Origin of the sequence: Caballeronia udeis (genome assembly GCF_001544555.2) — a bacterium.
Classification (GTDB): domain Bacteria; phylum Pseudomonadota; class Gammaproteobacteria; order Burkholderiales; family Burkholderiaceae; genus Caballeronia; species Caballeronia udeis.
In genome coordinates this window covers 1-24,665 of the sequence record NZ_FCOK02000048.1, presented here as the reverse complement: position 1 = coordinate 24,665, position 24,665 = coordinate 1, and the positions used below count along the sequence as shown (strand labels likewise).

The 24,665-nt window shown below is 58.1% G+C and carries 18 protein-coding genes and 4 pseudogenes; 8 read left to right on the top strand and 14 right to left on the bottom strand.

The window, feature by feature from the left end; all coding sequences use genetic code 11:
• Nucleotides 1-54: 54 nt before the first annotated feature.
• Nucleotides 55-456 (top strand): annotated as a pseudogene (locus tag AWB69_RS28265) (IS21 family transposase); the annotation flags it as partial.
• Between the two features lie 342 nt (nt 457-798).
• On the top strand, nt 799-1,458 hold the full coding sequence (locus tag AWB69_RS28260) for a helix-turn-helix domain-containing protein (protein ID WP_062090140.1): 660 nt from the start codon (nt 799-801) through the stop codon (nt 1,456-1,458).
• A 126-nt stretch (nt 1,459-1,584) separates the two neighbouring features.
• On the opposite strand, the gene AWB69_RS50430 is transcribed toward AWB69_RS28260, so the two are convergent.
• The 4 genes and pseudogenes from AWB69_RS50430 to AWB69_RS28245 form a co-directional block, all read right to left on the bottom strand.
• Nucleotides 1,585-1,899 carry an MlrC C-terminal domain-containing protein gene (locus AWB69_RS50430; RefSeq protein WP_082913631.1) on the bottom strand — a complete coding sequence of 105 codons (315 nt, stop codon included), beginning with the start codon at nt 1,897-1,899 and terminating at the stop codon, nt 1,585-1,587.
• A 19-nt stretch (nt 1,900-1,918) separates the two neighbouring features.
• Nucleotides 1,919-2,218: an MlrC C-terminal domain-containing protein gene (locus AWB69_RS50425; RefSeq protein WP_082913630.1), complete on the bottom strand. Its 300-nt coding sequence runs from the start codon at nt 2,216-2,218 to the stop codon at nt 1,919-1,921.
• 26 nt (nt 2,219-2,244) lie between these two features.
• Nucleotides 2,245-2,553 (bottom strand): annotated as a pseudogene (locus tag AWB69_RS50880) (M81 family metallopeptidase); the annotation flags it as partial.
• 368 nt (nt 2,554-2,921) lie between these two features.
• Nucleotides 2,922-4,538, bottom strand: coding sequence for a serine hydrolase domain-containing protein (locus AWB69_RS28245; protein WP_062090137.1), 1,617 nt, complete (start codon nt 4,536-4,538; stop codon nt 2,922-2,924).
• Nucleotides 4,539-4,847: 309 nt separating this feature from the next.
• On the opposite strand from AWB69_RS28245, the pseudogene AWB69_RS50875 reads away from it, so the two are divergent.
• Nucleotides 4,848-5,030, top strand: a pseudogene (locus AWB69_RS50875) (IS6 family transposase); the annotation flags it as partial.
• A gap of 245 nt (nt 5,031-5,275) precedes the next feature.
• Here AWB69_RS50875 and AWB69_RS28240 read toward each other — a convergent pair.
• Both AWB69_RS28240 and AWB69_RS28235 read right to left on the bottom strand, forming a co-directional pair.
• Nucleotides 5,276-7,639 carry a TonB-dependent receptor gene (locus AWB69_RS28240; protein ID WP_231937265.1) on the bottom strand — a complete coding sequence of 788 codons (2,364 nt, stop codon included), beginning with the start codon at nt 7,637-7,639 and terminating at the stop codon, nt 5,276-5,278.
• A 975-nt stretch (nt 7,640-8,614) separates the two neighbouring features.
• Nucleotides 8,615-10,231 carry a serine hydrolase domain-containing protein gene (locus AWB69_RS28235; RefSeq protein WP_062090136.1) on the bottom strand — a complete coding sequence of 539 codons (1,617 nt, stop codon included), beginning with the start codon at nt 10,229-10,231 and terminating at the stop codon, nt 8,615-8,617.
• 990 nt (nt 10,232-11,221) lie between these two features.
• Here AWB69_RS28235 and AWB69_RS28230 point away from each other — a divergent pair.
• The 3 genes from AWB69_RS28230 (at nt 11,222) to AWB69_RS28220 (ending at nt 14,332) form a co-directional block, all read left to right on the top strand.
• The gene (locus AWB69_RS28230) at nt 11,222-12,592 is read left to right on the top strand and encodes an MFS transporter (RefSeq protein ID WP_062090135.1); all 1,371 of its coding nucleotides are present in this window, start codon (nt 11,222-11,224) and stop codon (nt 12,590-12,592) included.
• 121 nt (nt 12,593-12,713) lie between these two features.
• Nucleotides 12,714-13,097 (top strand): RidA family protein, encoded by a 384-nt coding sequence (locus AWB69_RS28225; protein WP_062090134.1) that lies wholly within the window; start codon nt 12,714-12,716, stop codon nt 13,095-13,097.
• On the top strand, nt 13,094-14,332 hold the full coding sequence (locus tag AWB69_RS28220) for an NAD(P)/FAD-dependent oxidoreductase (protein WP_062090133.1): 1,239 nt from the start codon (nt 13,094-13,096) through the stop codon (nt 14,330-14,332). The genes AWB69_RS28225 and AWB69_RS28220 overlap by 4 nt, the downstream gene beginning before the upstream one ends.
• Nucleotides 14,333-14,744: 412 nt before the next feature.
• On the opposite strand, the gene AWB69_RS28215 is transcribed toward AWB69_RS28220, so the two are convergent.
• Nucleotides 14,745-15,857 carry a Gfo/Idh/MocA family protein gene (locus tag AWB69_RS28215; RefSeq protein WP_062090132.1) on the bottom strand — a complete coding sequence of 371 codons (1,113 nt, stop codon included), beginning with the start codon at nt 15,855-15,857 and terminating at the stop codon, nt 14,745-14,747.
• Between the two features lie 304 nt (nt 15,858-16,161).
• On the opposite strand from AWB69_RS28215, the gene AWB69_RS28210 reads away from it, so the two are divergent.
• Nucleotides 16,162-16,563: a winged helix-turn-helix transcriptional regulator gene (locus tag AWB69_RS28210; protein WP_197500345.1), complete on the top strand. Its 402-nt coding sequence runs from the start codon at nt 16,162-16,164 to the stop codon at nt 16,561-16,563.
• A gap of 207 nt (nt 16,564-16,770) precedes the next feature.
• Here AWB69_RS28210 and AWB69_RS28205 read toward each other — a convergent pair whose 3' ends face one another.
• The 6 genes from AWB69_RS28205 to AWB69_RS28170 all read right to left on the bottom strand — a co-directional run bounded on the left by AWB69_RS28205 (nt 16,771) and on the right by AWB69_RS28170 (nt 22,965).
• Complete coding sequence (locus AWB69_RS28205; protein ID WP_063977935.1) at nt 16,771-18,261, bottom strand: M81 family metallopeptidase; 1,491 nt, start codon at nt 18,259-18,261, stop codon at nt 16,771-16,773.
• Between the two features lie 925 nt (nt 18,262-19,186).
• Complete coding sequence (locus AWB69_RS28190) at nt 19,187-20,413, bottom strand: tetratricopeptide repeat protein (RefSeq protein ID WP_063977934.1); 1,227 nt, start codon at nt 20,411-20,413, stop codon at nt 19,187-19,189.
• A 22-nt stretch (nt 20,414-20,435) separates the two neighbouring features.
• Complete coding sequence (locus AWB69_RS28185) at nt 20,436-20,864, bottom strand: ExbD/TolR family protein (protein ID WP_062090127.1); 429 nt, start codon at nt 20,862-20,864, stop codon at nt 20,436-20,438.
• 10 nt (nt 20,865-20,874) lie between these two features.
• Nucleotides 20,875-21,303, bottom strand: coding sequence for an ExbD/TolR family protein (locus tag AWB69_RS28180; RefSeq protein WP_062090126.1), 429 nt, complete (start codon nt 21,301-21,303; stop codon nt 20,875-20,877).
• A gap of 12 nt (nt 21,304-21,315) precedes the next feature.
• Nucleotides 21,316-22,254, bottom strand: coding sequence for a MotA/TolQ/ExbB proton channel family protein (locus AWB69_RS28175; RefSeq protein WP_062090125.1), 939 nt, complete (start codon nt 22,252-22,254; stop codon nt 21,316-21,318).
• A 75-nt stretch (nt 22,255-22,329) separates the two neighbouring features.
• Nucleotides 22,330-22,965 (bottom strand): energy transducer TonB, encoded by a 636-nt coding sequence (locus AWB69_RS28170; RefSeq protein WP_062090124.1) that lies wholly within the window; start codon nt 22,963-22,965, stop codon nt 22,330-22,332.
• Nucleotides 22,966-23,222: 257 nt separating this feature from the next.
• Here AWB69_RS28170 and AWB69_RS28165 point away from each other — a divergent pair, with 257 nt between their 5' ends.
• Entirely contained in the window at nt 23,223-23,924 is a 702-nt protein-coding gene (locus AWB69_RS28165) for a helix-turn-helix domain-containing protein (protein WP_197500344.1), read from the top strand.
• A gap of 631 nt (nt 23,925-24,555) precedes the next feature.
• Here AWB69_RS28165 and AWB69_RS48015 read toward each other — a convergent pair.
• A pseudogene (locus tag AWB69_RS48015) lies at nt 24,556-24,665 on the bottom strand (IS110 family transposase); the annotation flags it as partial.

Below are 24,665 nucleotides of genomic sequence, written 5' to 3'. Positions count from 1 at the left end.
CGCTGATTCGGCGGGGAATAGGATGGTCGACTGCAGCTAAAGAGCAGTTCGCCAATGTCTGGAACCCACATCACCGATCGACAGGTTCATCTCTACATGACCAAGCGCAAAGACCACACACAGGAAGTTGCCGCCGCGAAAGCAGGTATGAGCGTGCGCACGGCTCGCCGCGTAACCAAAGCGACCGAGTTGCCCTCGCAGAAGCCAGTACGCGATTGGCGGACGCGGACAAATCCCTTTGCCGACGTTTGGGACACCGAAATCGTGCCGTTGTTACGCTGTTCGCCGAAACTCAAAGCCATCACCCTTCTGCGCAAGTTGCAAGAAGACCATGCTGATCGTTTCCCCGAGAGTATGCGTCGCACGCTTGAGCGTCATATCAGCCAATGGCGCGCGCTCGAAGGACCCGGCAAAGAGGTGTTCTTCCCTCAAACCTACCAGCCGGGCGTGCGAGGATTCCTGATGCAAAAGAGGCGCGACAAGGCCTCTGCCAAACGCTTCTTCAAGCACGCCAGCGTTCAGACCCGATACGGCGCAAGATCGTCACCGATCATTTGCACAGCTATCCGGCGGCAATAGCCGAGATCCCGGAACCCGCGAACGTGAAACACCTGCTGGTCAACGCGGCTACCCACCTGAATGCCGAACCTCCACCTCGCATCCAGAGCTGCGGCGGCACAGACAATACATTACACCAATATTTTTCCACATTGAATATTTTTTTCCAATTTCAACAACCATAACATGATGTGCATGAAATCGAAATTTTTGGCATGCTATTGGTTTATGGAAAGGTTTATGCGGAAAAATCTCATTGCCCACGATCCACCCGGTCTGAACAAGCCCGGTCAAGCCGTTCGCGCCCTGCGGAACAAGCTCGGGTTAACGTTGCAGGAGGTCAGCGAACGGACCGGGCTTGCCGTCTCGACCATCTCGAAACTTGAGATGGGACGGGCCTCCATGTCCTACGAAAAGCTTTCGCTTATGAGCTCCGGGTTAGGCATCAACATGTCGGAATTGCTGGGCCTTCTCGCTGACAGCGTGGAAACCGAAGCTGCCCCGTCGGTTCCGGGCAGACGTATTGTCCAGCGACTCGGTGAAGGTCTGGTCGTGCAGACCGATTCCTATGCGCAGACGTTTCTGGCAGTGGAACTGCTCAACAAACAACTGGTACCTCTGATTGCCGAGGTCCGGGCCCGTTCCGTTCAGGAGTTTATCGCCGAATTTGGCGGCCTGATCAAGCATGCCGGCGAGGAATTTACCTATGTGCTGGAGGGGGAAATCGAGTTTCACTCGGAGTTCTATGCTCCTGTGCGGCTAAAGCCCGGTGAGTCGGTCTACATCGATAGCAGCATGGGACACGCTTACATTGCAGTATCGGACGGCCCGTGTCGCGTTCTCTGTGTCTGCACAGGAGAGGCCGATCACGTCATCGGGCAGTTTCAGAAGCAGGAATGAGTCGGCCCGTATGTAGTGACCGGGTTGTGAAACCGCGCAATTGCATTCGGCCAATACACCGCACGAGTCTCGCCTACAGGCAAATTCACGAACCCAAGCGTGACCTTGCATCCGGTCATGCATGCCTTATTCTCCCAAGGGATTGTCGGCACGCGGCCAGTAGTTGAGGTTGCGAGCGCGGTACGGGATATTGACAAAATCAAATGTCTTGGCACCCGGCGTCGATACATACAGCACTACCCGGGCGATCGGTGCAAATTGCGCGTGGAAATGTTGCGTGGATTTGACCACGATGATGCGCTTGTCCGTAAGATCAATTCCGAGACCTGTAAAAGCCGTATGTGCAAAGGTTTGTTCGCGTACCGTCATCAACACGATATCGATGTTGTCGTCCGTCGATATCCTCGCCGCCAAGCCCAGCCGGCATTCCGTGCCTTCTATGTTTTGATGGTACTCGTGCTCAAGCGCGCATCATTACCGTCAAATCTAGTGGCGTATCGGAACTCACCCCGGACTCGCCGCCGATGCGAAGCGTGAGCCGCGTGCCAACACCCGCTTCCTTGCAAGCCTGGATCGCACCGATATCGTGAACACAGCCAAGCGCCACGCCGGTTATACCGCGCTCGACGAGCCGCCGCAAAGTGAACGTACTGCCGCGTATCGCCCGATCGCCTGGATTGTCAGCGACGTCGGCAAGTACAACGGGACCCCGAGCGATCGCCAGCGCGCGATCCAGCGCCGCGTCGATCGGCAATGCCACCGGACGTGCCGCTTCACGTCACGCATTTCCCATAATTCTTGACCCAACTGCGCGGCGATACGCTGAGCGTTGACCTCGTCGTTGTCCATGATCACCCAGATCCTGGCGCCCGCCTCGGCCAAGTCGCCCCATGGAAATCCATGACCGAACGACACGGACAGCGCACCTTCTTTCCCCTCCAGCGACGGCATACGCTTGACGAACCTGATCATCGGTTCGCGGGTAGTATGCCATAAGCCCACCATGCGGCAATCGTGGACCGCGGTCTTGGGATGAGCAGCCTTCCGCAGTCGCCACGGTGAGCACGTACACTTCTCGCAGGCGCTCAATACCACGGCATCGACGGGGAGCACCGCTCGCAGATCCGCCAGAATTCCCTCGCGAAAACCTTCGTATACCTACTGCACAGTACGACCCGATGACTGTGCCATGGTCGACAGGCTTTCGACCAGTTCATGACCTTGTGCGCTCGCCAGTCTGTGCAATTCTGCCAATCCCGACTCGAGCACGCCGTCCGAATTGCTGGTGTGTTGTGGGAACGAAACGGGCTGCGCTTGAACCATACGCATCATCCACCTCAATGATCTGGCGAGGCCTGCACAACGCGGATTCCACCGTACCGCGACAGCGAATGAGTGCTCCCTTCCGCTACCGGCATGCATGAGTTCGCGCATGCCGGCAAACGCGTGGACCAGACAGGCGCTCAGTTGTCCTGCTTGCGCTCGAATGTGAGATTCCGTGTGCGCTCCGTGTTTAACCGGAAGCCGGTCATCCGCCCGTCCTGCTTTGCAAAACTCAACGCGCTGAGGCCGCCCATCAGTGGGTGCGCGACTCGCGCAACCATCTCTCCCAGGCAAATCAGCTCGTTCTCGATCTGCCCGTATGGGTCGCCGCAGCGGAGCACGAAGCGTTCGCCGTCCCGTACGACAACGGCCGTGCAGTCAGCATCAGCGCTGTAGTACTGCCCGACGGCCGCCGTCGCGAAGGCTTCAACGTCGGCGGTATCTTTCGACACCCTGCGGTAGACCGCCGATTGCCCGCCGAACCTGACCGTCAGCTCTCCGCCCCGCGCCGCCTCATCCAGCCCGATCACGATGTCGCCGGTGCTAAAGCCCGGCGAGACGACCTGGCCACCGGTGCCCCTCTCCAGCGGAAGGGTCTGCGCAGAACAGCACACTGACAGCTTCAGCACCTCCTTCTCGTCAATCAGGCTGTAGATCATTCCGGTATCCGCTGACCACCAGTCGCCAAGCAGATCCTGGTAATCCGCCGCCGCGATCGTGGGCGTTCGCTCGGCCAGATGCTCGGCCAGGATAAGGTCCAGCGCCTGCTCGGCCAGTTCGACCGGATTGCATCCGCGAGCACCGTTGGCCAGGATCACGATCTCCAGTCCATGATCGGGAGCCGTGAGCAACTGACTCGACCCGCCCACTACACCTCCAGCATGATGGACGATGCGCACGCCCCGATAGGAGTGGATCATCAGACCCAGCGCGTAGCTGCCGACGCTTCCATCCGGAAAGGTTGGCAGCTCTGTCAGCGCGGCCCAGGTCGCCGGCGAGCCGAACTTGTCCCGCGTGCGAAGATGCTCGGCCCAGCGCAGCATGTCGTCGACCGTCGAAACAATCGCGCCTTCGCCACGAATCTCCTCCGACATAAACAGACCACGCCGCCAGCCGCCGTCCGGCGCTCGCGTATGCATGGTCGCGATGCCGGGCGTGATCACATAGTCGCTCTGGATCGAGGCAGTGTTGACCATGCCAAGGGGATTGAACAGTCGCTGCTTCAACTGCTCCTCAAACGACGCGCCACCCACCCGTTCGATGGCGATCGAGACCAGATGATAGCCGCCGTTGTTATAAATCATCGCCTCGCCCGGCGCGAAGTTGCGGCCCGTCTGGCGCACCTGCGTGGCCAGTGCGGTTCCCTTCGCCGGTACCGCCAGGCCGCGGGACAGGAAGCCAACATCAAGATAGCAACGCGAGCCGCCACGGTGCTGGAGGAGTTGCCGGAGCGTAGGGTCGCCGCCCGGGCCGGTGAGTTCGGCAATATAGCTGCGAATCGACGCGTCGAGATCGAGTTTGCCGTCCTCTGCCAGCAGCAGCGCCAGCAGACCGGTGAAGTGCTTGCTGGTCGAGCCGATCCGCAAGCGGGTGGTCGGCGTATTCGCCACGGCGTGCTCCACGCTCGCGAGCCCGAAGCCCTGCCGGTACAGCACCTTGCCATGCTGAGCAATGCCAACCGTCAGGCCGGGCGCATCGCTGCGGTTGAATGGCAAAAACATTGCGTCGAGTGCGCTGACCAGTTCTGGACCCACCATTGTTCGTCTCCACAGTGTTTGGCGCCGGACGGGCGCGCAGTAGAAAGCAGTATATTGCCAAAATTATCCAATAAAGAAAATCTTTCACAATGGGATAATTTCAGATAATTCTGTTGCCGTGAGGCGTTTCGCTATGTTGCACGGAACGACACGAACGACTGAAAGCTCGATGAAGACGTTGAATCCGGCAGTGGCCCGAGTGTTGAAACGCCTACATCATCAAGTCATTGCGTGCGCAGGTACGTGCCCTGTCCGACGAGCCTTCGACAGATCAAAGACCTGATAGCGGAGATGCGGCGTCTCTGTTAGACGGTAACCATCGACAACAGAGGCGCCAATCTCATCGCGCTCGAAGCGACGAACTCGGCCCACTGTGCCCGGATCCTTGTGGCCGGCACTGAGGTTATGTACATGGTCGCCAAAGCAAAGATGAAGTGCGCTCGCGGAACCGATCAACCCGCCGCGGATCAATTCCACGATCTCACAATATAAGCAGTACTTCGCATATCGATGTTGTTCACCCCCGATCCAGATCGCGACAAAGCCCACATTACCAGGATGGAAAGATTAAAAAATATCGTCGAGCGCACTAATACGAACACTCATCTCAGGACTTGCCATTGCTCTTTTGCTCAGAACCAGGCGTCGCACTGGCGCGACTGCAGGTTGCATATATGTTGCCGATGGACCGTCTTCCAATAAGTCGAGGCCATCGGCGACATGCTCCCGATACCCGTTCAGAACGGCACGTCGACCTGCATGCCAATCGTCAGCGGCTGGATGAACAAGATCTGGCTAGGGCCGCCGAGCTGGACGAAAGAATTGCTGGCGCTTTGCATACCACGCCGGTTGAACAGGTTATGAACAAACAGGGATACGTTCGCTTTGCGAAGGTCGATGCCGGCACGAAGATCTGTCGCTACATATGCCGGCAGCTCGAAGTTCGGCGTGGACTGGCTATTGGGAAAACCTGAAGTGCGTCGTCCGACATAGCTCTCGGTTGCCCCCAAGTACGCGCGATATGAGCCGACGTTGAAGAGATAGTCGAGGTTGGCTGCGACCGAGAGCGCAGGCGTATTCGGCAAGCGGTCGCCAGACCTTGCCCCAATGCCAGTCACGTCCTGCGTCAGCCGGGCATCGGTATAAGCGAGGCCCATGCCCAGGTGCCACTGCGGGGTCGGGACCAGGGAGCCAAAGAACTCCAGGCCCTTCGACCGTGCCTTGGCGCCGTTGGTTATCAAATTAAGACCATCGACCACGTTAAAGAGTTGAATGTCCTTCCACTCGATGTCGAACGCGGAAAGGGATATCGACGCGCGTTTTTCCAGGAAATCAGCCTTGTAGCCCAACTCATAGCTGGTCAGCGTGTCGGGTTGGAATGTTGCCGACGACATTTTCCCGGTAGTGACATCAAGCACGCTCGGTTGTGGGCCACCCGGGCGATAGCCGCTGGCGACGCGTCCGTACACGCTGCTGTTCTGGGTCAGCAGATAGTCGAGCGTGAAGAGATACGTCTTGCTTGTATCGGCGGACTGGGCGGACTTGCTGGTCGCTCCTCCTGAAAACGGACCCGACACGTTCTCGGTAAATGTCTGATCGTTGTGGGCAATCCGCAAACCGGCTGTTGCCGATAACCGGGAGGTAAAGTGATAGGTCAGGTCGCCGTAGCCCGCGTATTCCCGGTAGGTCGACGGAAGCTGTGCCGAGACCAGATTGAGAAACGCCTCGGGTCCCGTGACGTTGAGAATCTGATCGTTCGTGCTACGTTCGTCCGTAAAAAAAAGTCCCGCGATCCATTCGAGCTTGCGATTGGCCGGAGAAGTCAGGCGCAATTCCTGCGTAAACTTGTCGGTTGAAAGAGCAAACTGCTCAATGCCCGACGTAAACATCGGCGCACCAACCACGGAGTTCGCCAAGGGAACAAAGGTTGACGTACCGTCGGACAGATTAGAGTTGCGTACGGTCTGATAGGCAGAGATGGAATTCAGACGCGCCCAGCCGAAATCGTACTCAATGTTCGCGGAGTACAGTTCGATCAGTTGGGAGTACGGTTCGTTGGCCTGCCGGCTCTGCGTAAGGTCGCCAAATATGGGTTGCCGCGTTGTGAAATTGTAATCGACCAGGCTCGAGCCATCGCTCTTGATCTGCTGCGTGGTCGCGGTCAGGCGTATCGTCAGGTCTCTGGTTGGCGTCACCGTCAGCGATGCCCGGCCGCCCCGCGTGGTGGTGCCGTCCACCCCTTTCTCCGGATCGCTGCCAATGCGATTGACGTATCCGGCGTCCTGCTGGTTGAACGCGCTTACCCGAAACGCAGCGACATCCTGCTTGATCGGCACGTTCACGACTGCGTCTTCGGTATGGTTGAACCCGCCATGCTCGGTGCCGGAGAACATGACACCAGCGCGGCCGCTAAGGCCTCCCTCAGTGTCCGGCTCGTTGGTCACGTACTTCAGCAGGCCTCCCATTGCTCCAGCGCCGTACAGCGTGCCCTGCGGTCCCCGCAGCAACTCGACGTGGTTCAGGTCCAGCAGGGCCATGTCCAAGGCATGTGATGCACCGCCACCATAGTTTGTGCTGGAGCCAAACGGCACCTCATCCACGTACACTCCGACCGTCGGTCCGATGTCACTGCCGGTTGTCACTCCTCGCATGCTGATATTGTTACCAGCACCATTGCCCCCCGAAACCAGTGATACACCCGGCTGCTCTTTCAGGTAATCGCGCACCGACTGATCGCCCTTACGTTGCAGTTCCTGCGCGCTCAACGCATTCACCTGCATCGGCACTTCACGCGCCGGCTCCCTGCGCCGGTTCGCCGTGATCTCGACAGTATTCAGCGTAGTGGTGTCGGATGCCACCTTGCTCTTGCGGGCCGTTTTCGGCTTGTCCGGTTCCGCCGCACCCGGGGCGCTTGCCGCGACCGGCGCTGCATCAGGCGCAGTGTTCGAGGGCGCCGTTTGCGCATGCGCGCATAGTACCGTTAGCCCAATCGCGGGCCCGACGATCAGCGATGCATAGCGCCCGCCCACCGGACGAACGATATCGTCGCCGTTGTGATGCCTTCCCCGACGGGGCCTGTTCCGATTGTTATTTGCGCCCACTGTGGGGTCTCCTTCTTGCGTTCCGGGATCCAGCGGTTAGCCGGCTGAGTGAGGTGGCCCGGCAGAATCTCGCTGCCCTTGACACCGGTGCCACAGACGCAAAGTAGCAAAAATTATCCATAAAAGAAACTTTTTCAAAAATACGGTGTATTTTTGTCACCATGGATAACCCGCAAAGACATAGCGCCTCGGATTGAAGGTCGAGCGCATCGCCAGGGCACAACTCGGTTTTGGGCGGTCAAATCAAGCGCACCCGATCGGACGACGATGTTTCAAACAGTTATTGATCGTCTACGAGGACGCAACGTCAGCCGCACGCTGTTCCTCGCAGGTTGCGACCCGGACTTGGATGGTCGGTGCACGAGGCTGAACGGTGGTGGAAAGTCTCTCTGCATGGCGGCTGAATCGGGCACCGCGCCAATCGCGACACGATGAGTTCCGGAACAGGATCATTGCGGATCTGAAACGCCCAAAACTTGGCTTTGCGCTCTTCGCGCAGCACCTGTACGTTAACGTCAGCGATGCGGGTGGCAAATGAAATTTCAACCGGAGGAGGTCGATTTCCGATGGAAACCTTTGTCACGCAAAAGCGAAATCGATGGCGCGACCGAGCACGGCGAACGGCGAAATTCCGCGGCCCTGTTTGACGAAAACCGGGGAGTCCTTAACATGATGGTCGTTCTAGCGGCGCAAGGCCTGTAGTCACGCGACGAACTCGCGCGAATTTTCAACATTTGCGCTCTTTGAACGACTGCTTCAATCGTTGCAAGGAAGTCGTCGAGTCCCGACGCGTTTCGCCCTCAACGCAACGCCGGTCATATCTGCGCAGCAAGGACATCGCCACTCATCGGCAAGCTCAGGTCATGTTTCCGTTCCATCGCGCAAGCCATGCGCCATGGCTGCCAGCCCACCCAATCCCGCTACCGGCATGCATGAGTTCGCGCATGCCGGCAAACGCGTGGACCAGACAGGCGCTCAGTTGTCCTGCTTGCGCTCGAATGTGAGATTCCGTGTGCGCCCTGAGTTGAGCCGGAAACCAGTCATCCGCCCGTCCTGCTTTGCAAAAATCAACGCGCTGAAACCACCCATCAGTGGGCGCACGGAGTACGCAACCATCTCTCCCAGGCAAATCAGCTCGTTCTCGATCTGCCCGTATGGGTCGCCGCAGCGGAGCACGAAGCGTTCGCCGTCCCGTACGACAACGGCCGTGCAGTCAGCATCAGCGCTGTAGTACTGCCCGACGGCCGCCGTCGCGAAGGCTTCAACGTCGGCGGTATCTTTCGACACCCTGCGGTAGACCGCCGATTGCCCGCCGAACCTGACCGTCAGCTCGCCACCCCGCGCCGCCTCATCCAGCCCGATCACGATGTCACCGATGGTCATGCATGGCGAGACGACCTGGCCACCGGTGCCCCTCTCCAGCGGAAGGGTCTGCGCAGAACAGCACACTGACAGCTTCAGCACCTCCTTCTCGTCAATCAGGCTGTAGATCATTCCGGTATCCGCTGACCACCAGTCGCCAAGCAGATCCTGGTAATCCGCCGCCGCGATCGTGGGCGTTCGCTCGGCCAGATGCTCGGCCAGGATAAGGTCCAGCGCCTGCTCGGCCAGTTCGACCGGATTGCATCCGCGAGCACCGTTGGCCAGGATCACGATCTCCAGTCCATGATCGGGAGCCGTGAGCAACTGACTCGACCCGCCCACTACACCTCCAGCATGATGGACGATGCGCACGCCCCGATAGGAGTGGATCATCAGACCCAGCGCGTAGCTGCCGACGCTTCCATCCGGAAAGGTTGGCAGCTCTGTCAGCGCGGCCCAGGTCGCCGGCGAGCCGAACTTGTCCCGCGTGCGAAGATGCTCGGCCCAGCGCAGCATGTCGTCGACCGTCGAAACAATCGCGCCTTCGCCACGAATCTCCTCCGACATAAACAGACCACGCCGCCAGCCGCCGTCCGGCGCTCGCGTATGCATGGTCGCGATGCCGGGCGTGATCACATAGTCGCTCTGGATCGAGGCAGTGTTGACCATGCCAAGGGGATTGAACAGTCGCTGCTTCAACTGCTCCTCAAACGACGCGCCACCCACCCGTTCGATGGCGATCGAGACCAGATGATAGCCGCCGTTGTTATAAATCATCGCCTCGCCCGGCGCGAAGTTGCGGCCCGTCTGGCGCACCTGCGTGGCCAGTGCGGTTCCCTTCGCCGGTACCGCCAGGCCGCGGGACAGGAAGCCAACATCAAGATAGCAACGCGAGCCGCCACGGTGCTGGAGGAGTTGCCGGAGCGTAGGGTCGCCGCCCGGGCCGGTGAGTTCGGCAATATAGCTGCGAATCGACGCGTCGAGATCGAGTTTGCCGTCCTCTGCCAGCAGCAGCGCCAGCAGACCGGTGAAGTGCTTGCTGGTCGAGCCGATCCGCAAGCGGGTGGTCGGCGTATTCGCCACGGCGTGCTCCACGCTCGCGAGCCCGAAGCCCTGCCGGTACAGCACCTTGCCATGCTGAGCAATGCCAACCGTCAGGCCGGGCGCATCGCTGCGGTTGAATGGCAAAAACATTGCGTCGAGTGCGCTGACCAGTTCTGGACCCACCATTGTTCGTCTCCACAGTGTTTGGCGCCGGACGGGCGCGCAGTAGAAAGCAGTATATTGCCAAAATTATCCAATAAAGAAAATCTTTCACAATGGGATAATTTAATTATCAGGGGCCACCGAAGACACACACGGCAAGGCGAGCGCGAGAGCGTGATCACGTAGCCATACGCATCGCGCTCCTTCGCGGCGCTGCGTGCTTACTGGCGCTGGAAATCGGGTGGCCGGTCAATTCCTCTTCGGCCGTCGGCGGCAACTGATAGATCGATTCGTCGGCAAGTATGTTCTGCACGAACTGCGTCTGCGGATCGGCAAGTCGAGTAGCGATAGCCGCGAAACGCTCTCGCGCAAACCCTTGCAGCGTGCCGTTCGCGGACGAAATCGATATGCAGGCGTTGCAGCAGACAGTGCTTCTATTCGCTCAGATCCAGTGTCAGCGTACTGGTGAACGGCATCGAGCCTGGCAAAGAACGTGACCTTGCTGTCGTACGCCGCCAGCAGCGGCACCATTTTGCGCGGCGCCATCTGCAAGTCGGATGGCGACTCGGGAGCACGCAGGGTTCAAAGGCCAGCCGCACACGATCCAGCCTCGCGCCGGCGGCATCGAGCCATCACGGAATTGTCGAATGTGGACGCTGAAGGATTTTTCAGCTAGGGCATCGATTTCCACCAGATGATGCTCGAAAACCGCAACGAAAGCGGGGCGGTGTGTTCGCATCGGATCTGCTCGAAAGGCGGCAGATGGTAGATGGCAGGGTGTTCGCCAGTCCTGAAACGGCGGGTTGCTGTGGTCGAACATTTTGACCTGCCCGTCGGCCAACTGTCGTAGCAGAGCGGGCACGCTATCACAGCAATCAAATAGAGAAATAGAACATTATTTTCTATATTGTAAATATTTTTCCTTTTTGGCATTATGATGGAAAATTAATCACCGTGCCCTTATCGGCCGGGCTAACAACCCGCATTCATCCGGATGCTCCACAGGAAGTCGGCATGCCATCTACTTCGCATTCCAGCCGCAGTATCGGCCCCATGCGCCTCTGTGGGTACGGCGCGGGGGGCTTCGCCAACTCGCTCGCCGTGGTCCCCGCCTCCATGCTGCTGCTGTATTTCCTCACAGAATTCGTCCGCCTCGAGCCTTGGGTGGCGGGACTCGTACTGGCGCTGCCCAAGCTATGGGACGTGTTGGTCGACATGCCGATCGGACGCTATTCGGACCAGTTGGCATTGCGCGCGCACGGTCGTCTGCGCGTCGGGATGTGGAGTGCGCTGGCGCTCGTCGTGCTTCTCCCCATGACGTTCTTTCATCCAGCGCTTACCTCGAAACCGCTGCTTGCCGCGTTCTACGTGGTGATCCAAGTCCTGCAGGCCACCGCCTTTACCGTATTCGGTGTCACTTATTTCGCGCTCGCCGGCGATCTGGCCGCCGATGCCGTCCAGCGCAACAAACTGCTCACGTTCTCGACGCTCGGCGCAAGCCTCGCGACGATTGGTTTGGTCGTTTGCATGCCGTTCATGATCCGGGTTGGCGGTAGCGGTGAGCACGGCTACCGCAACATGGCCGTGATGGTCGCGCTGGCTATGGCGCTCATGTTCGTCTGCTTTTACGGGGCCGTTCGCAACGCTCCCGCACAGCCCGCTGCATTGTCAGAAGCCCGCGCGGAAATGTCGCTGCGTCAAGGCATTGCCGCGATCGCGCGCAATTGGGCCTTCCTTGCAATCGTCGTCGTGGTGATCATGCTCGGCACAGCCGGAGGCTGTCTGAATGCACTGCTTACCTACGAAAACCGATATCTGCTTGGACGCTCTGCCGAGGACCTGTTCCTGCTCATAGGGCCGATACTGATCGGCGGCTTCGCCGGCCTTCCGCTTGCCGTTCCCGTACTACGTCGCTTAGATAGCAGTAAAACGCTGCGCATCGGTCTTCTCGGTCTCGCAGCAACCTTTGTCTTTTACTGGTCCGGACTTGTCTATGTGTCGATACCCGTGATCGTCATCTGCGGCGCAGTATTCGGCATCTTCAACACGATCGTCGGCATAGCCCTGCAGGCCGCCGCGCTCGACACCGCGAAGTCGTTTCAGGGCGGCCCCTCTCTCGGGCTTTACCTGGGCATGTTCCTGACAGCGCAAAAACTCGGAAGCTCGCTCGGAGGCGTGGTCTCGGGCGGCCTCCTGTCGATCATCGGCTATCAGGCAGATGCACCAGTCAGCCCCGCGTTACATCAAAGTATCGCCTTGTCCGGCCTGATCGGCCCTCTGGTCCCCCTGCTCATTGCCTGTCTCGGCACACATATATATGGAGTCTATGCTCCGCCTCCACTGACGACCGATGACCCCGCTGGCCCTCGCGCGGACACTATCTGAGCTATGCCGGCAGTGCCCGAAACAGCTGTCCCAGGATTGGCCCGCCGCACGCCGTCACGACCGCGGCCGAAGACCGTCAAATACATCAGTTGTCTACACCTCCCCCGCACCACTAGACACCATGTCACACGAAATCCAACGCCTTGAAACCAGCTCGCGCATGAGTCAGGTCGTAATCGCCAATGGCTCAGTGCATCTCGCTGGCCAAGTTCCCGACATCGCCGACGCGTCGATCACCGAGCAGACCATCAACATCCTGAATCGCATCGACACGCTGCTCGCCACAGCGAGCGTGGACAAAACGCGACTCGTCTCCGCCAACATCTGGTTGACCGATCCCAAGCACTTCGCCGAATTCAACGCAGTCTGGGACGCATGGATATCCGATGGCCATGCGCCTACACGCGCATGCGTCCAGTCGCTGCTGATGAAGCCGGGCTGTGACGTCGAAATTGCCGTAACGGCATTGGCGCGCGACGGGTCAATCATAAGGAACTCCCGATGAAGTTCGATACCATCGTGCTCGGCGCCGGTATCGTCGGCGTGTCGGTCGCCGCACACCTGCAAAAACGCGGCCGCTCGGTCGCGCTCGTGGATCTCAGGCAGCCGGGTTATGAGACGTCGTTCGGCAACGCGGGGCTGATCCAGCGCGAAGGCGTCTATCCCTACGCGTTTCCGCGTGGGTTACGGACGCTCTTGCGCTACGCCCGTAACCAGTCGCCCGACATTCGATACCACCCGAACGTGATGTTTAAGCTCGCGCCTTTTCTGTGGAAGTACTGGCGCAATTCGCGCCCAAGGACGCATGCGGCCATCGCCCGCACCTACGCAACGCTGATCGAACATTGCGTAACCGAGCACCGGGCGCTTGCACAGGAGGCCGGCGCGAGTGAGTTGCTGCGTCCAATCGGCTGGATGAAGGTTTTTAGAAGCGCAGCGCAACAGGACCAGGAAACGCATCTCGCTGAGCGATGGCTTCGTGAATTCGGCATTGAATTTGATGCGCTCAACGCCGCGCGCTTGCGCCAGACCGAACCGGATCTGGATTCTTCGCTACTGGGCGGCCTCCGATATGTCGCACCAGATTCGGTAAGCGATCCGAACGCGCTGGTGACCGCCTATGCAAGGTATTTCGAAAAACTAGGCGGCCGCTTTTTCTTGGGCGACGGCACTACTCTCAAGGACAAGTGGAAGGTGTACACGCATGAGGGGCAGATCGAAGGCACGTCGGTGGTTCTGGCGATGGGACCGTGGTCCGACCAGGTGACCTCACGGCTGGGTTACCGCTTTCCGCTGGCCGTCAAACGCGGCTATCACATGCACTACGAGGCCAAGCCGGACGCGCGTCTGAACCATCCGGTGCTCGACGTCGAGCACGGCTATGTGATCGCTCCGATGGCTCGCGGCATCAGGTTGACTACAGGGGCCGAACTCGCGCATCGCGATGCGCCCCGAACGCCAACGCAACTCGATGCTGTCGAACCGATTGCGCGCACGCTGTTCCCGCTTGGGGCGCGTATCGACAGTGAGCCGTGGATGGGAGGACGTCCCTGCACACCCGATATGATGCCGGTCATCGGCCCCGCAAGCCGTCACAGAGATCTCTGGTTCGCATTCGGTCACGCCCATCACGGATTTACGCTGGGCGCCGTCACCGGTCGCCTCGTTGCCGAGATGATGACGGGAGAATCGTTATTGATCGATCCCTATCCGTTTCGCGCCAGCCGGTTCAAGGCTTGAACATATCCGTCGCTTGCGAAGCTATCCAATCTCGGTATGCCGGTGTCCGTGAAAGTCTGAAAAGTAGCGAACGCCGGGGCGCTTTGCTCATAATTTTCTTTATTCAATAACGCCGTCAATTATGCCAAACACGAGATCCCACCATCTCGTCCAGGGTAGCTTGGACGGACTCATTCAATCCTTCGCCCAATCATAGATGCGCACGAGCCCTAAAACATGATGTTTTTGTATCGATGCACGATCTATTATTTAGGAATACATTTCAATATATGAGATATTGAGGAATGACGTAATAGCCGGATTAACGGGCATGTCACCGCTCGCTCATTGCTGAAACGCAACGCCGTCCGACACGGCTATTTCCATATCGGGCCACCCTAGAAGACTGTTACCGACAGTCGGGCGATTGTCGCTAAAGAATCTGGCGGATCCCGGTGTCGGACGCCTTCTGGATCACGTCAAGCAACTGATGGCGTTTGACGGCCACATCAAAGTCTGGGCTGACGGACTTTCCTTCGCGAATGCCTTCAGCCATCCGCATGTACAGTCGCGCAACGTTGAAAGGAAGCCCTGCCGGGACTGCGGGCGGAACCCAGCGATAGCGCTCCGGTATCGAGAGATCCGCCATGGGTTTACCCCCTCGCGAGCCGCGCACAGTGAACTCGGAGACCTGTATGTAAGTCTCTTGACGAGGGTCTGCCGGCACGATAGCGAGGTCGCCCTCGGTGCCGTGGATCTCGAACAGGAACCCCGTCCCTTTAACGAAGCCACCTTTGAGATGGACTGATGCGATCGCGCCACTATGGAGGACGCCGCTGAGGAGCACCTGGTTGGGAGAGTTCATCTGGATCGTCTCGCCTGTCTCAGCGATCTTAATTTGTTGGCGCTGATTGGCCACGACGCTGGACAGCTCCTTGAACTCCCCAAGGCAGAAGCACAGCGCGTCGATTGAGTGCCCCCCGACGCTGGTCAATAAAGTATTGCCATTCGAACGGTCCGCCATATATGCCCAGTCAAGCGTGAATTCGGTGCCCCACGTTGGCGTCGTTACGATCATCGTGCATGAAAGCACCTTGCCAATGTACCCCTCGGCAACCAGGTCTTTGACGCGATTGAACTCGCGGGCTCCGCGGGCTTGTAGTCCCACCATATGATGGACGCCGTTACATACGGCCAAATCACGCATCTCTTGAGCCTGCTCTGTGTTGGCCCCGAGCGGCCACTCGCAGTAGAGATGCTTGCCGGCATTCAAAGCAGCCATCCCCAACTGATGGTGAAAAGGTACCCGCACACAAATCGAGACCAGGTCTACGTCGGGATGCTGGACCATCTTGTAGGGGTCGGCAAAAGCGTGCGGAATCCCGAAATGCTTTGCCGTTTCGTCTGCGGTTTCTTGGCGGCTCGTGCTGACCGCTGTGATCTCGAACTCAGGAAGCGCGCTCAAGCCCGGGATGTGGGCGTCGCGCCCCCAGCCGTTGCGTACATTTGCTCCAATGATGCCAACACGGATTCTTTCTGTCGCCATGGTGACTTTTCCTCAAGCGTGCTCTCTACTCTCAAATGGACCCGGTCTTTGAGGCAACGATCGGGCGATTTTAAGGTGCGTCGCCCCCACGATCAGGGCAACCGGGCCGCTGCCTCGCGTAACTTCGATACCTCAGCTTGATGCGATGGCATGTACCGTTCCCGCGTGGTCGTGAATCGGCCATGGCCGCGGATAAATACCCTTAAATGGCGGCTCCATGCACCACGAGAAATCTAGAGTCTTGGTACACCTGCGTCAAGAAGGCACAATGTAGGGACGTAGTCACCATCTGGGAACCATGACGATGCCAAAATTCGAGCCGATCATACTCGACGAGGATTGCGCACCCCGCCGCGTGCTGGAGCTTTTCAGTGTCAAGTGGACGACGATGGTGCTCCACTCGCTGCACTTCAACGGCGGCAGGTGCCGAACCAGCGCCTTGGCGCGGAGCCTACCGGGGTGCTCGAAGAAGATGCTCACGCAGACGCTACGCGAGATGGAGCGAGACGGGCTGATCCATCGGAAGGTCTATCCGGTTGTCCCACCGATGGTCGAATACTCCCTGACGCCCATGGGCCGGCTCTTCATCGAGCCGATCGAGATGCTATATGCGTGGGGGGCCAAGAACGACGACGCGTTGTCGAAGCTCAGGAGGAGGCGGAAGAAGCACACGGCTTCGAAAGCCAAAGCAAGGGAGGCTCAATAATCCTCGGTCACGACCGGCCGATCAAGAACGGCGTGAATACATCCGACCGGCGGAAACGGGCTACGGCGACTGCGATCAGGACCAGGGGCGAATCCGCCAGCCAGAAGATGCGGAATAAGTTCTCGAAACGATGTGACCTGCCAAACGAAGGGGCCGAAGTAGTAGCCTCCTAGCCGGCCCAAAGCGTGATCAGGCGACGAACTACTGTCAACCGGCGGACATTTGGTCAAGTGGCCAAATTGGCCGCCTTAGAAATTTGTAAGATAGCGCCGAAAGGTTAATGTCGAGCGACCCCGGGGCGTTGCAGTAAACAGTGGTCGACGCAATAGGATCGAAAGCGGCTCGGAAATGCTGCGATGACTTTACAACCACGAGCCTCTTTGCGTGAATTTCTATCCCAAGCTCAGTGAAACAGTCCGGCGAGAATACCTGCTGCCTGATTGAATTGACGATAATTACAATTGATCCTGTCTTAAGAGCGACTGCGAGCCCAAGCGGATCGCGCACCTTGCCGCCAAGCCCACGCTGAGTAGCATTGTCGCGCACAGCCAATACCGTCGCTTCGATGTCTACGGGCATGCCAGAAAGAGGACCAGTTTTTCCGCCTATCCGGATTTGCAGCGTTGAGCCCACGCCAGCATCTGCGGCAAGTATGGCAGCTTGGGGATCCCAAATCATACCTACTGCTGCGTCTTCGACCTTCCTCTTTAACATTTCTCGAAGAATGAACGTACTGTCACAAGCAGCACCTCCGCCGGGATTATCGGAACTGTCGGCCAATATCACCGGACCATCAGGCGTCGCAAGTCGACCACAGACGTCCAGCGCGTCCGACACATCGTATCGAGTTACCGTTGCCCTCTCACGCAATTCGAACAACTCCGCTGCCAAACTACTCGCGAGTATCTGCGTGCGATCCTCCTTCGAGTCGTCGCTAACAACGATTATCGAAGCGCATGTATGTTCGGTATCAGACCAAGGGAAACCGTGCATTGCCGAAATAGACAAGATTCCATTCTTGCCTTCCAGCATTGATAACCTCTTAACAAAACCGGACATTGGCTGCTCAGTTGTTCCAAACAACCCCAACATCGGAAGCGACTGAAAATGACATGTCGGCATCACACCGCCAGCAATGACATCAAGCATTATTCCATACAGTTCTTTTGCACGCGCAGGATAGTCGATGTGAGGATATTCCTTACACGCTACAAGAATCGCTCCGCTCGCAATCATTGCATCGGAAACGTTACCATGTAGGTCAAGCAGTGCTCCGATCGGCACCGACGGCCCAACGATTTGACGTACCCGGGCAAGAAGATCGCCCTCGCAATCGTGGTAGCCTTCCGCAACCATCGCGCCATGCAAAACGAGAAGTACGCCATCAATTTCACCTGATGCACGCAGCCCATCTAATAATTCCTCACGCAAACTTTCATAACCCGCACGCGAGGTTGGACCAGAGGGCTGCGTCCAGGCAGCCAACCCACACAATAACGTGTCACCACGTTGTTTCGCTATATCAAGAATGTCGCTATACGCGGGAAAGTGAGCTACTTGATTGCCATCCAGTTCATCGCCTAGACGATAAAAAACAGCCTGTTCAAAATTTCTCCGTCCGGTGGGAACAGGCGAGAACGTGTTTGTTTCATGGGCCAACATTCCAAGGAACAGCTTTACTGGCTTTCTCGTTGTCATACCGTTACCTACTAGTGTGGTTTTTGGTTAAGTTGAAGGTGCGTCGCTCGTCCAAAAGAAAACCTGAAGCCGTCCTGCCCCCGGTCATATTTCAGATATCTGCGCAGGAACGGCATGCTCACGTTCATAGGGAATCCCTCGCCGCAACAAATGGCCCGCATTTGCAAGTGCGTATGAACTGTTTCAAGTTAAGACTACAAAACGCGACTCTACTTTGTCATCGGCTTGAACGATGTAAAACCCGGCGTTGCAATTGAGATACGACTCAAGCATTCCGTAACGAGCGGGGCCACCGGCTGTTACTCGATCAATCCATTCCGTCATACCGTAGTCGAATAAATTTGCAAACGGAGGCTCGGTTCCCTCTACCTGACGGCTTACAACCGGTGATAAGTGCACGTGCTTCCTTAACAGCTTGCGCATGAGCCGCTTGGCCACGTGCCTGTCGCGTCTGTTTTGCAAAAGCACATCAGTCATAGGTCCAGCCGGTGCACCGCAAGCCAAAGTCAGTGCTTCGACCGTTAATCGTGACGACCACTTTATCAAGGTGCCATTCGCTGCCCGATCCAACACGGTGTAGAGCGGATGCGCCGGGAGCCGCCCAGCCCAAACTTCACCGACCAAAACTACGCCGTCTCTTATATAAGCTCCATGCCGCGTGCGGCGAGCACTTCCTCGAACATGCGTAGGCCGAGCAGTAAACGGTAGTACAGCTCCACAAATAGCTGATCGCAGCGAGCGGGAAGCCGTAGCCCACCTAAGACAGCGGGCTGCAGGTGAAAGATGTGGTTTGCTGGGTCGCTCGTTTCATGCCTGACATTTCGCCGCGTCCACGCCAAGCCGACCGCGAGTTGACGGTATTCCAGCGCGCGCCCGATTTGTCTACACCGGGTTCGGCAGCAGACGTTGCGCGGAATAACGGTACTCATCCGCCGCGCACGGCGAGGTTCCATAGCCGCGCCAGTGCTGCGGCTTCGCCATCACCTGTGACAGCCCCAAATACATTCAGGGCTTTCGCCTTTTGCCCCGCAAGATAGTAGACGATGCCAAGATGCAACCTCGCTTCATTGACATCTGCAAGACCACCTTTCGCAAGACCCGTCTCCATCAAACCTATGCCTTGCAGATAGCGTCCCGAAAGAGCTTCATCGAAGCCAGCTTCGATGAGCGCGGGTCCGTTTCCCGCAGTGGCGGTGGGCAGCGGCCGCGCGGCCGTCTTGGTGGCCAGGCTCTTGAGCCGCTGCACGCGCCCGGCGTCCGCGCCTTTGCCCAACACGCCAGAATCGACCCCCTGCGTAACAACGCTCGAAGCTTCTGCTCCATGCCCCGCAAGAATCGCGAGTTGTGCCATCTGCATATAGTCGTCGGCACTATTCAGACTGCCTGTTGCCCGCCTGAGGCGATAGACATCCAGTTCGAACCGACCCGAATACTTCGGATCCGCCTGCAGACGGTCAAGGAGTTCGCCCCAATAGACAGGCGTCGGATAGTATTCGACGAGCTGCTCCAGCACAGCGATGTAGCCGTGGTTGTTTTCCTGCTTCTGATAACAACTCCCCAGCAGTTTCAGATCGTCCACGACAGGCGCACTCCCGGCGCGACCCTCTGCGTTCATTGCAGGTTGGAGGGCCTTTTCGACCGCGTCACAATTGTTCGCCATGTAGTAAGACTGGGCGAGCAATGTCCTCATATGCGGGTCGCCCGTCCCCACGCCCTGATAGCGCTGGCCCCATTGCGCGGCCTGCGCGTAATTGCCCTGCTGATAAGCCAGACTGGCCAGTGCTGCCATCATTTTCTGCTGCTCCGCGACCGGCTGACGGCCACTCTGGATCAGAAATCCGTATTCGCGCGCCGCCACGGCAAGCTCGCCGGCCGCAACAGCAGCGGCGCCTCCCATCTGCGCGATGACATCGTTTTCGTACGGCGTCTTGCCCGGCACGGCCTCTGCTTGGGCTACGCTCGCCAGCGCATCCTTGTAGCGATGATCCTGGTACAGCATGCGTGCAGCCTGCAGCGGCTTTGCCACTTCCGGCCGAAGCGTCTCGGCCGACACCACCGGTTCGCTAACCAGAACCGTGATCCCACCGATCGCGAGAAGCAGCGTGCCCAGCAACGCGAATGACATGCTTCCAGATACAAATTTACGACTCATTTTCCACCCGTCTCAGGCATTTCTACTGCATGAATTGCTCGTTGCCGACGAGCGCGATTTTGGTGGCCCCAAGGCGTTGCGCCGCCGCCATCACGGCTGCAACACTGCGGTACGGCACCAGCCGGTTGGGTCTGAGGTGAAGCTCCGGCTGATCCGCCTCGGCCGCCACATCCTTCAGGTGCTGATCAAGCACCGCCAAGTCCGCCACGGGTGCACCATTCCAGCTGATGGTGCCGTCGAAGTCCACGTCGATCTCCACGACTGTCGGCACCTTTACGACCGGGGGCGGCGTCCCCACAGGCAAGTTCATTTTTACTGCATGTGTCTGAATCGGAATCGTGATGATCAGCATGATGAGCAGCACCAGCATGACATCGATCAACGGCGTGGTGTTGATCTCGACCATTACTTCGGGATCCTGATCGCCATTCGTCGAAATATTCATTCCCATTTCTGCCTCCTCACCCGCCGCGCGCAGCCGGATTAGTAATAAAGTCCACCTTCACAATGCCTGCGCGCTCGCACGCCACCACGACCTTACCGACAAATTCGTAACGCGCATTTTCATCACCCCGGATGTGAATCTCCGGCTGTGGTTGCTGCACGGCAGCCTGCTTCAGCCGCGCGACTAGCGTCGGCATGTCAATGTGGTGCTCCGACCAGAACACGTCACCATCCCGATTAACCGCGAGCACGATGTTTTGTGGCGTCGTCTGCAATGGTTGCACCGTCTGCGTCGGCAACTTGACGTTCACGCTGTGCGTGACTACCGGAATAGTGAGCAGAAAGATGATGAGCAAAACCAGCATCACGTCCACCAGCGGCGTGGTGTTAATTGACGACATCACCTCGTCGTGCTCTTCGCTGCCTTGCCCTGCACTCATCGCCATGACCTGCTCCGTTTACGAAGTCGCTGCTTTCACGGACCGGTGCATGGCCGCGTCCGCAGACTTAGAGTGCGAAGAAACATTCGTGGCAGTGGCCGCACCGCTCAACAATACCGTATGCAGTTGCGCACCGAAGCCTCGCACACGCTCCATTACTGCCTTGTTACGGCGCACGAGGAAGTTATAGCCGAGCACCGCCGGCACAGCAACCGCAAGGCCGATCGCCGTCATGATGAGCGCCTCGCCCACAGGGCCCGCCACCTTGTCGATAGACGCTTGCCCCGCAATGCCAATTGCAGTCAGCGCGTGATAGATACCCCAGACAGTACCAAACAGACCCACAAATGGCGCCGTCGAGCCGACCGTCGCGAGAAAGGCGAGACCATCCTGCAAGCGGTTGGATACGACAGTGGTTGCTCGCTCGATCGACACGCCGATCCAGGTGTTGAGATCGACCTTTTCAAGCAGCACCCCTTCGTGATGACGACTGGCTTCGATCCCGCTACCTGCGATGTAACGAAACGGGCTGCCTTCGTCGAGTTGCTGTACCCCCGCTTCGAGCGACTCTGCATCCCACACCTTCTCATCCGCTGAGCGAGCACGACGATTTGCGCGGAATTGTTCGAAAAACTTGGTCACCATGATGTACCAACTGCCCATCGACATGATCACCAGAATGACGAGCGTGCTCCGCGCGACGATGTCACCGCCCTTCCACAGCGCATCGAGCCCGTACGGGTTCGAGACCGCCTCGGTCGCAGCCACCGCTGGCGGCGGAACGGCCAGGTCGGCCACCGCGACTGTCGCCGGTGCAGCGAGCGCAGTTGCCGCCGGGGCAGCGGTCGTATTGCCGCCAGATTGCGCATATGCCAGCCCTGCTCCGGTAAACAACGCAACCGGGGTAAAGGCAAAAATGGTGCTTGCCGCAATAGCGGCCAAACGCGGGATCTTCATGTCATAACTCCAGGGTCATCATTCCAATTCATAAACATGGCAAGCAGCGCCCGCCTGCATTACTTGGCACGACCTTCAGTTCAGGTTGAACGAGAACGGCACCTGCACACGGACGTCCTCGCCTTGCGCGACGCAGTTAAACTGTTTGACCGCATTCACAGCGGCCCGGTCGAGGACTGGATCAGCGGACTTCACGACCTGTACGTTCTCCATATTGCCGTGCGCGTCCACAACGAATTCCACCAACACCTCCCCTGTAATGTTGTCGCGCAGAGCTTCGCGCGGGTAATGCATCGACTGCCTGACCTGCTGCGAATTCGGACACACCACGCCGACTTCCGTATGCACCGTATGCGCAGGTGGTGCCGCAACGGCAGGCGCAGGCATGGGTGTGCTCTGCTGCGGAACCGGCGAACGCTGCACCACAACTGACTGCTGCGGCTGCACCGGAACCACCACTTCAGGAGGAGGAATGAACGGCGGCGGAGGTGCGAATTTCGGCGGTGGCGGCAATGCAATGGCCGGCTTGGGCGGCGGCAGTGGTTTCGCTTCTTCGATGATCCTCGTTTCGATAGGCTTTCGAATCACCTCGACCACTTTGGAGGCGAGACCATTCAACAAGATATAGACGATCAGAACGTGTAGTAGTGCGACGAATCCGATACCGATGAATCGATTTGCAGAATGCTGCTGCTGACCTGCGAATTTCATTTGTGTCTCCTGCAAGCACCCGCGCGTGTCGACGCTACCGAAGCGCTATTTCCTATGCCTGTCTCGCTCACCGATCTGCTCCCTCTGCGTTCACCGGCCAGATGCGGCAACCCTTCGAAAGCACCAGAGAAAGCTTGACTACTCGCTTGCCGAACCTTCACGCTGCAGCCAGAGCTGCGACGGCATGGACAATACATTACACCAACAATTTTCTTAATTGAATATTTTTTTCTAATTTAAATAATTTTCATCGTAATGTGGATGTAGCGATTTTTTTGGCATACTGTTTACCTATGAGGAAAAATCTCGCTACCCACGATCCACCCGGTCTGAACAAGCCCGGTCAAGCCGTTCGCGCCCTGCGGAACAAGCTCGGGCTGACGTTGCAGGAAGTCAGCGAACGGACCGGGCTTGCCGTCTCGACCATCTCGAAACTTGAGATGGGACGGGCCTCCATGTCCTACGAAAAGCTTTCGCTTATGAGCGTCGGGTTAGGCATCAACATGTCGGAATTGCTGGGCCTTCTCGCTGACAGCACGGAAACCGAAGCTGCTCCGTCGGTTCCGGGTCCGGGCAGACGTGTTGTCCAGCGACTCGGTGAGGGTCTGGTCGTGCAGACCGATTCCTATCCGCAAACGTTTCTGGCAGTGGAACTGCTCAACAAACAACTGGTACCTTTGATTACCGAGGTCCGTGCCCGCTCCGTTCAGGAGTTCGTCGCCGAATTTGGCGGCCTGATCAAGCATGCCGGCGAGGAATTTACCTATGTGCTGGAGGGGGAAATCGAGTTTCACTCGGAGTTCTATGCTCCAGTGCGGCTAAAGTCCGGTGAGTCGGTCTACATCGATAGCAGCATGGGACACGCTTACATTGCAGTATCGGACGGCCCGTGTCGCGTTCTCTGTGTCTGCACAGGAGAGGCGGATCACGTCATCGGGCAGTTTCAGAAGCAGGAATGAGTCGGCCCACATGCAGTCGTGCAACGAAGCCAAAGTAGCAGCGTCAATCCGACCTATTTCGTGCTGAGCAGATAGCACGGGGTCACGCGTGTGCGGCCTATTTAATGCGGTCTGATCGCTTCGGAATGACAATCCCGCATGCGGTCGATTGCCGAGTTTGGCGCGCTATGGCAAGGCAGTGCGGCCCCCCCCCCGAGCTGCTGGCCTTGGCCTAGCTGGGGTCGAGAGGAGGAATTGTCAGGTTATCGGGTCGGCCACGTAAGATGGTGCGATGGGCAAACCGAAATCCCTTGATCACTGTCACCGTTTTCCAACTGAAGTCATCAGTTGCTCCGTACGCTGGTATTGGTATGACTTTTATATGGACGCCTCCCTTTTTGCGAAGGTTTTTCGTGTGCATGACTTGATGGGGCGGTTGCTGCTTTATATCCGGCCTGTTGCAGCCAATCATTCGGCTGCGGGCCGATGAAATCCGCTGACCCCCACCTCATTTCCGTGTCGAGCTGAAGGCTCTTCGTCATACCCAGGTTTAGGGAGCCCCGGTCCGACCTATCTTGTCATTGCACGCGATTGCCAACGCAACCTGTCGAGGTGCCTCCTGTGAGAACAGCTCCTTTGTAACGCAAATTTTTTAAAGAGGTTTCGAGCTTACGTACTCTCTGCCGTACTGCCTGTCGTGGGCGAGAAGTGCCCAGATGGTTCTAGCGATCTTGTTCGCTAGCGCCACGATTACCACGTTGA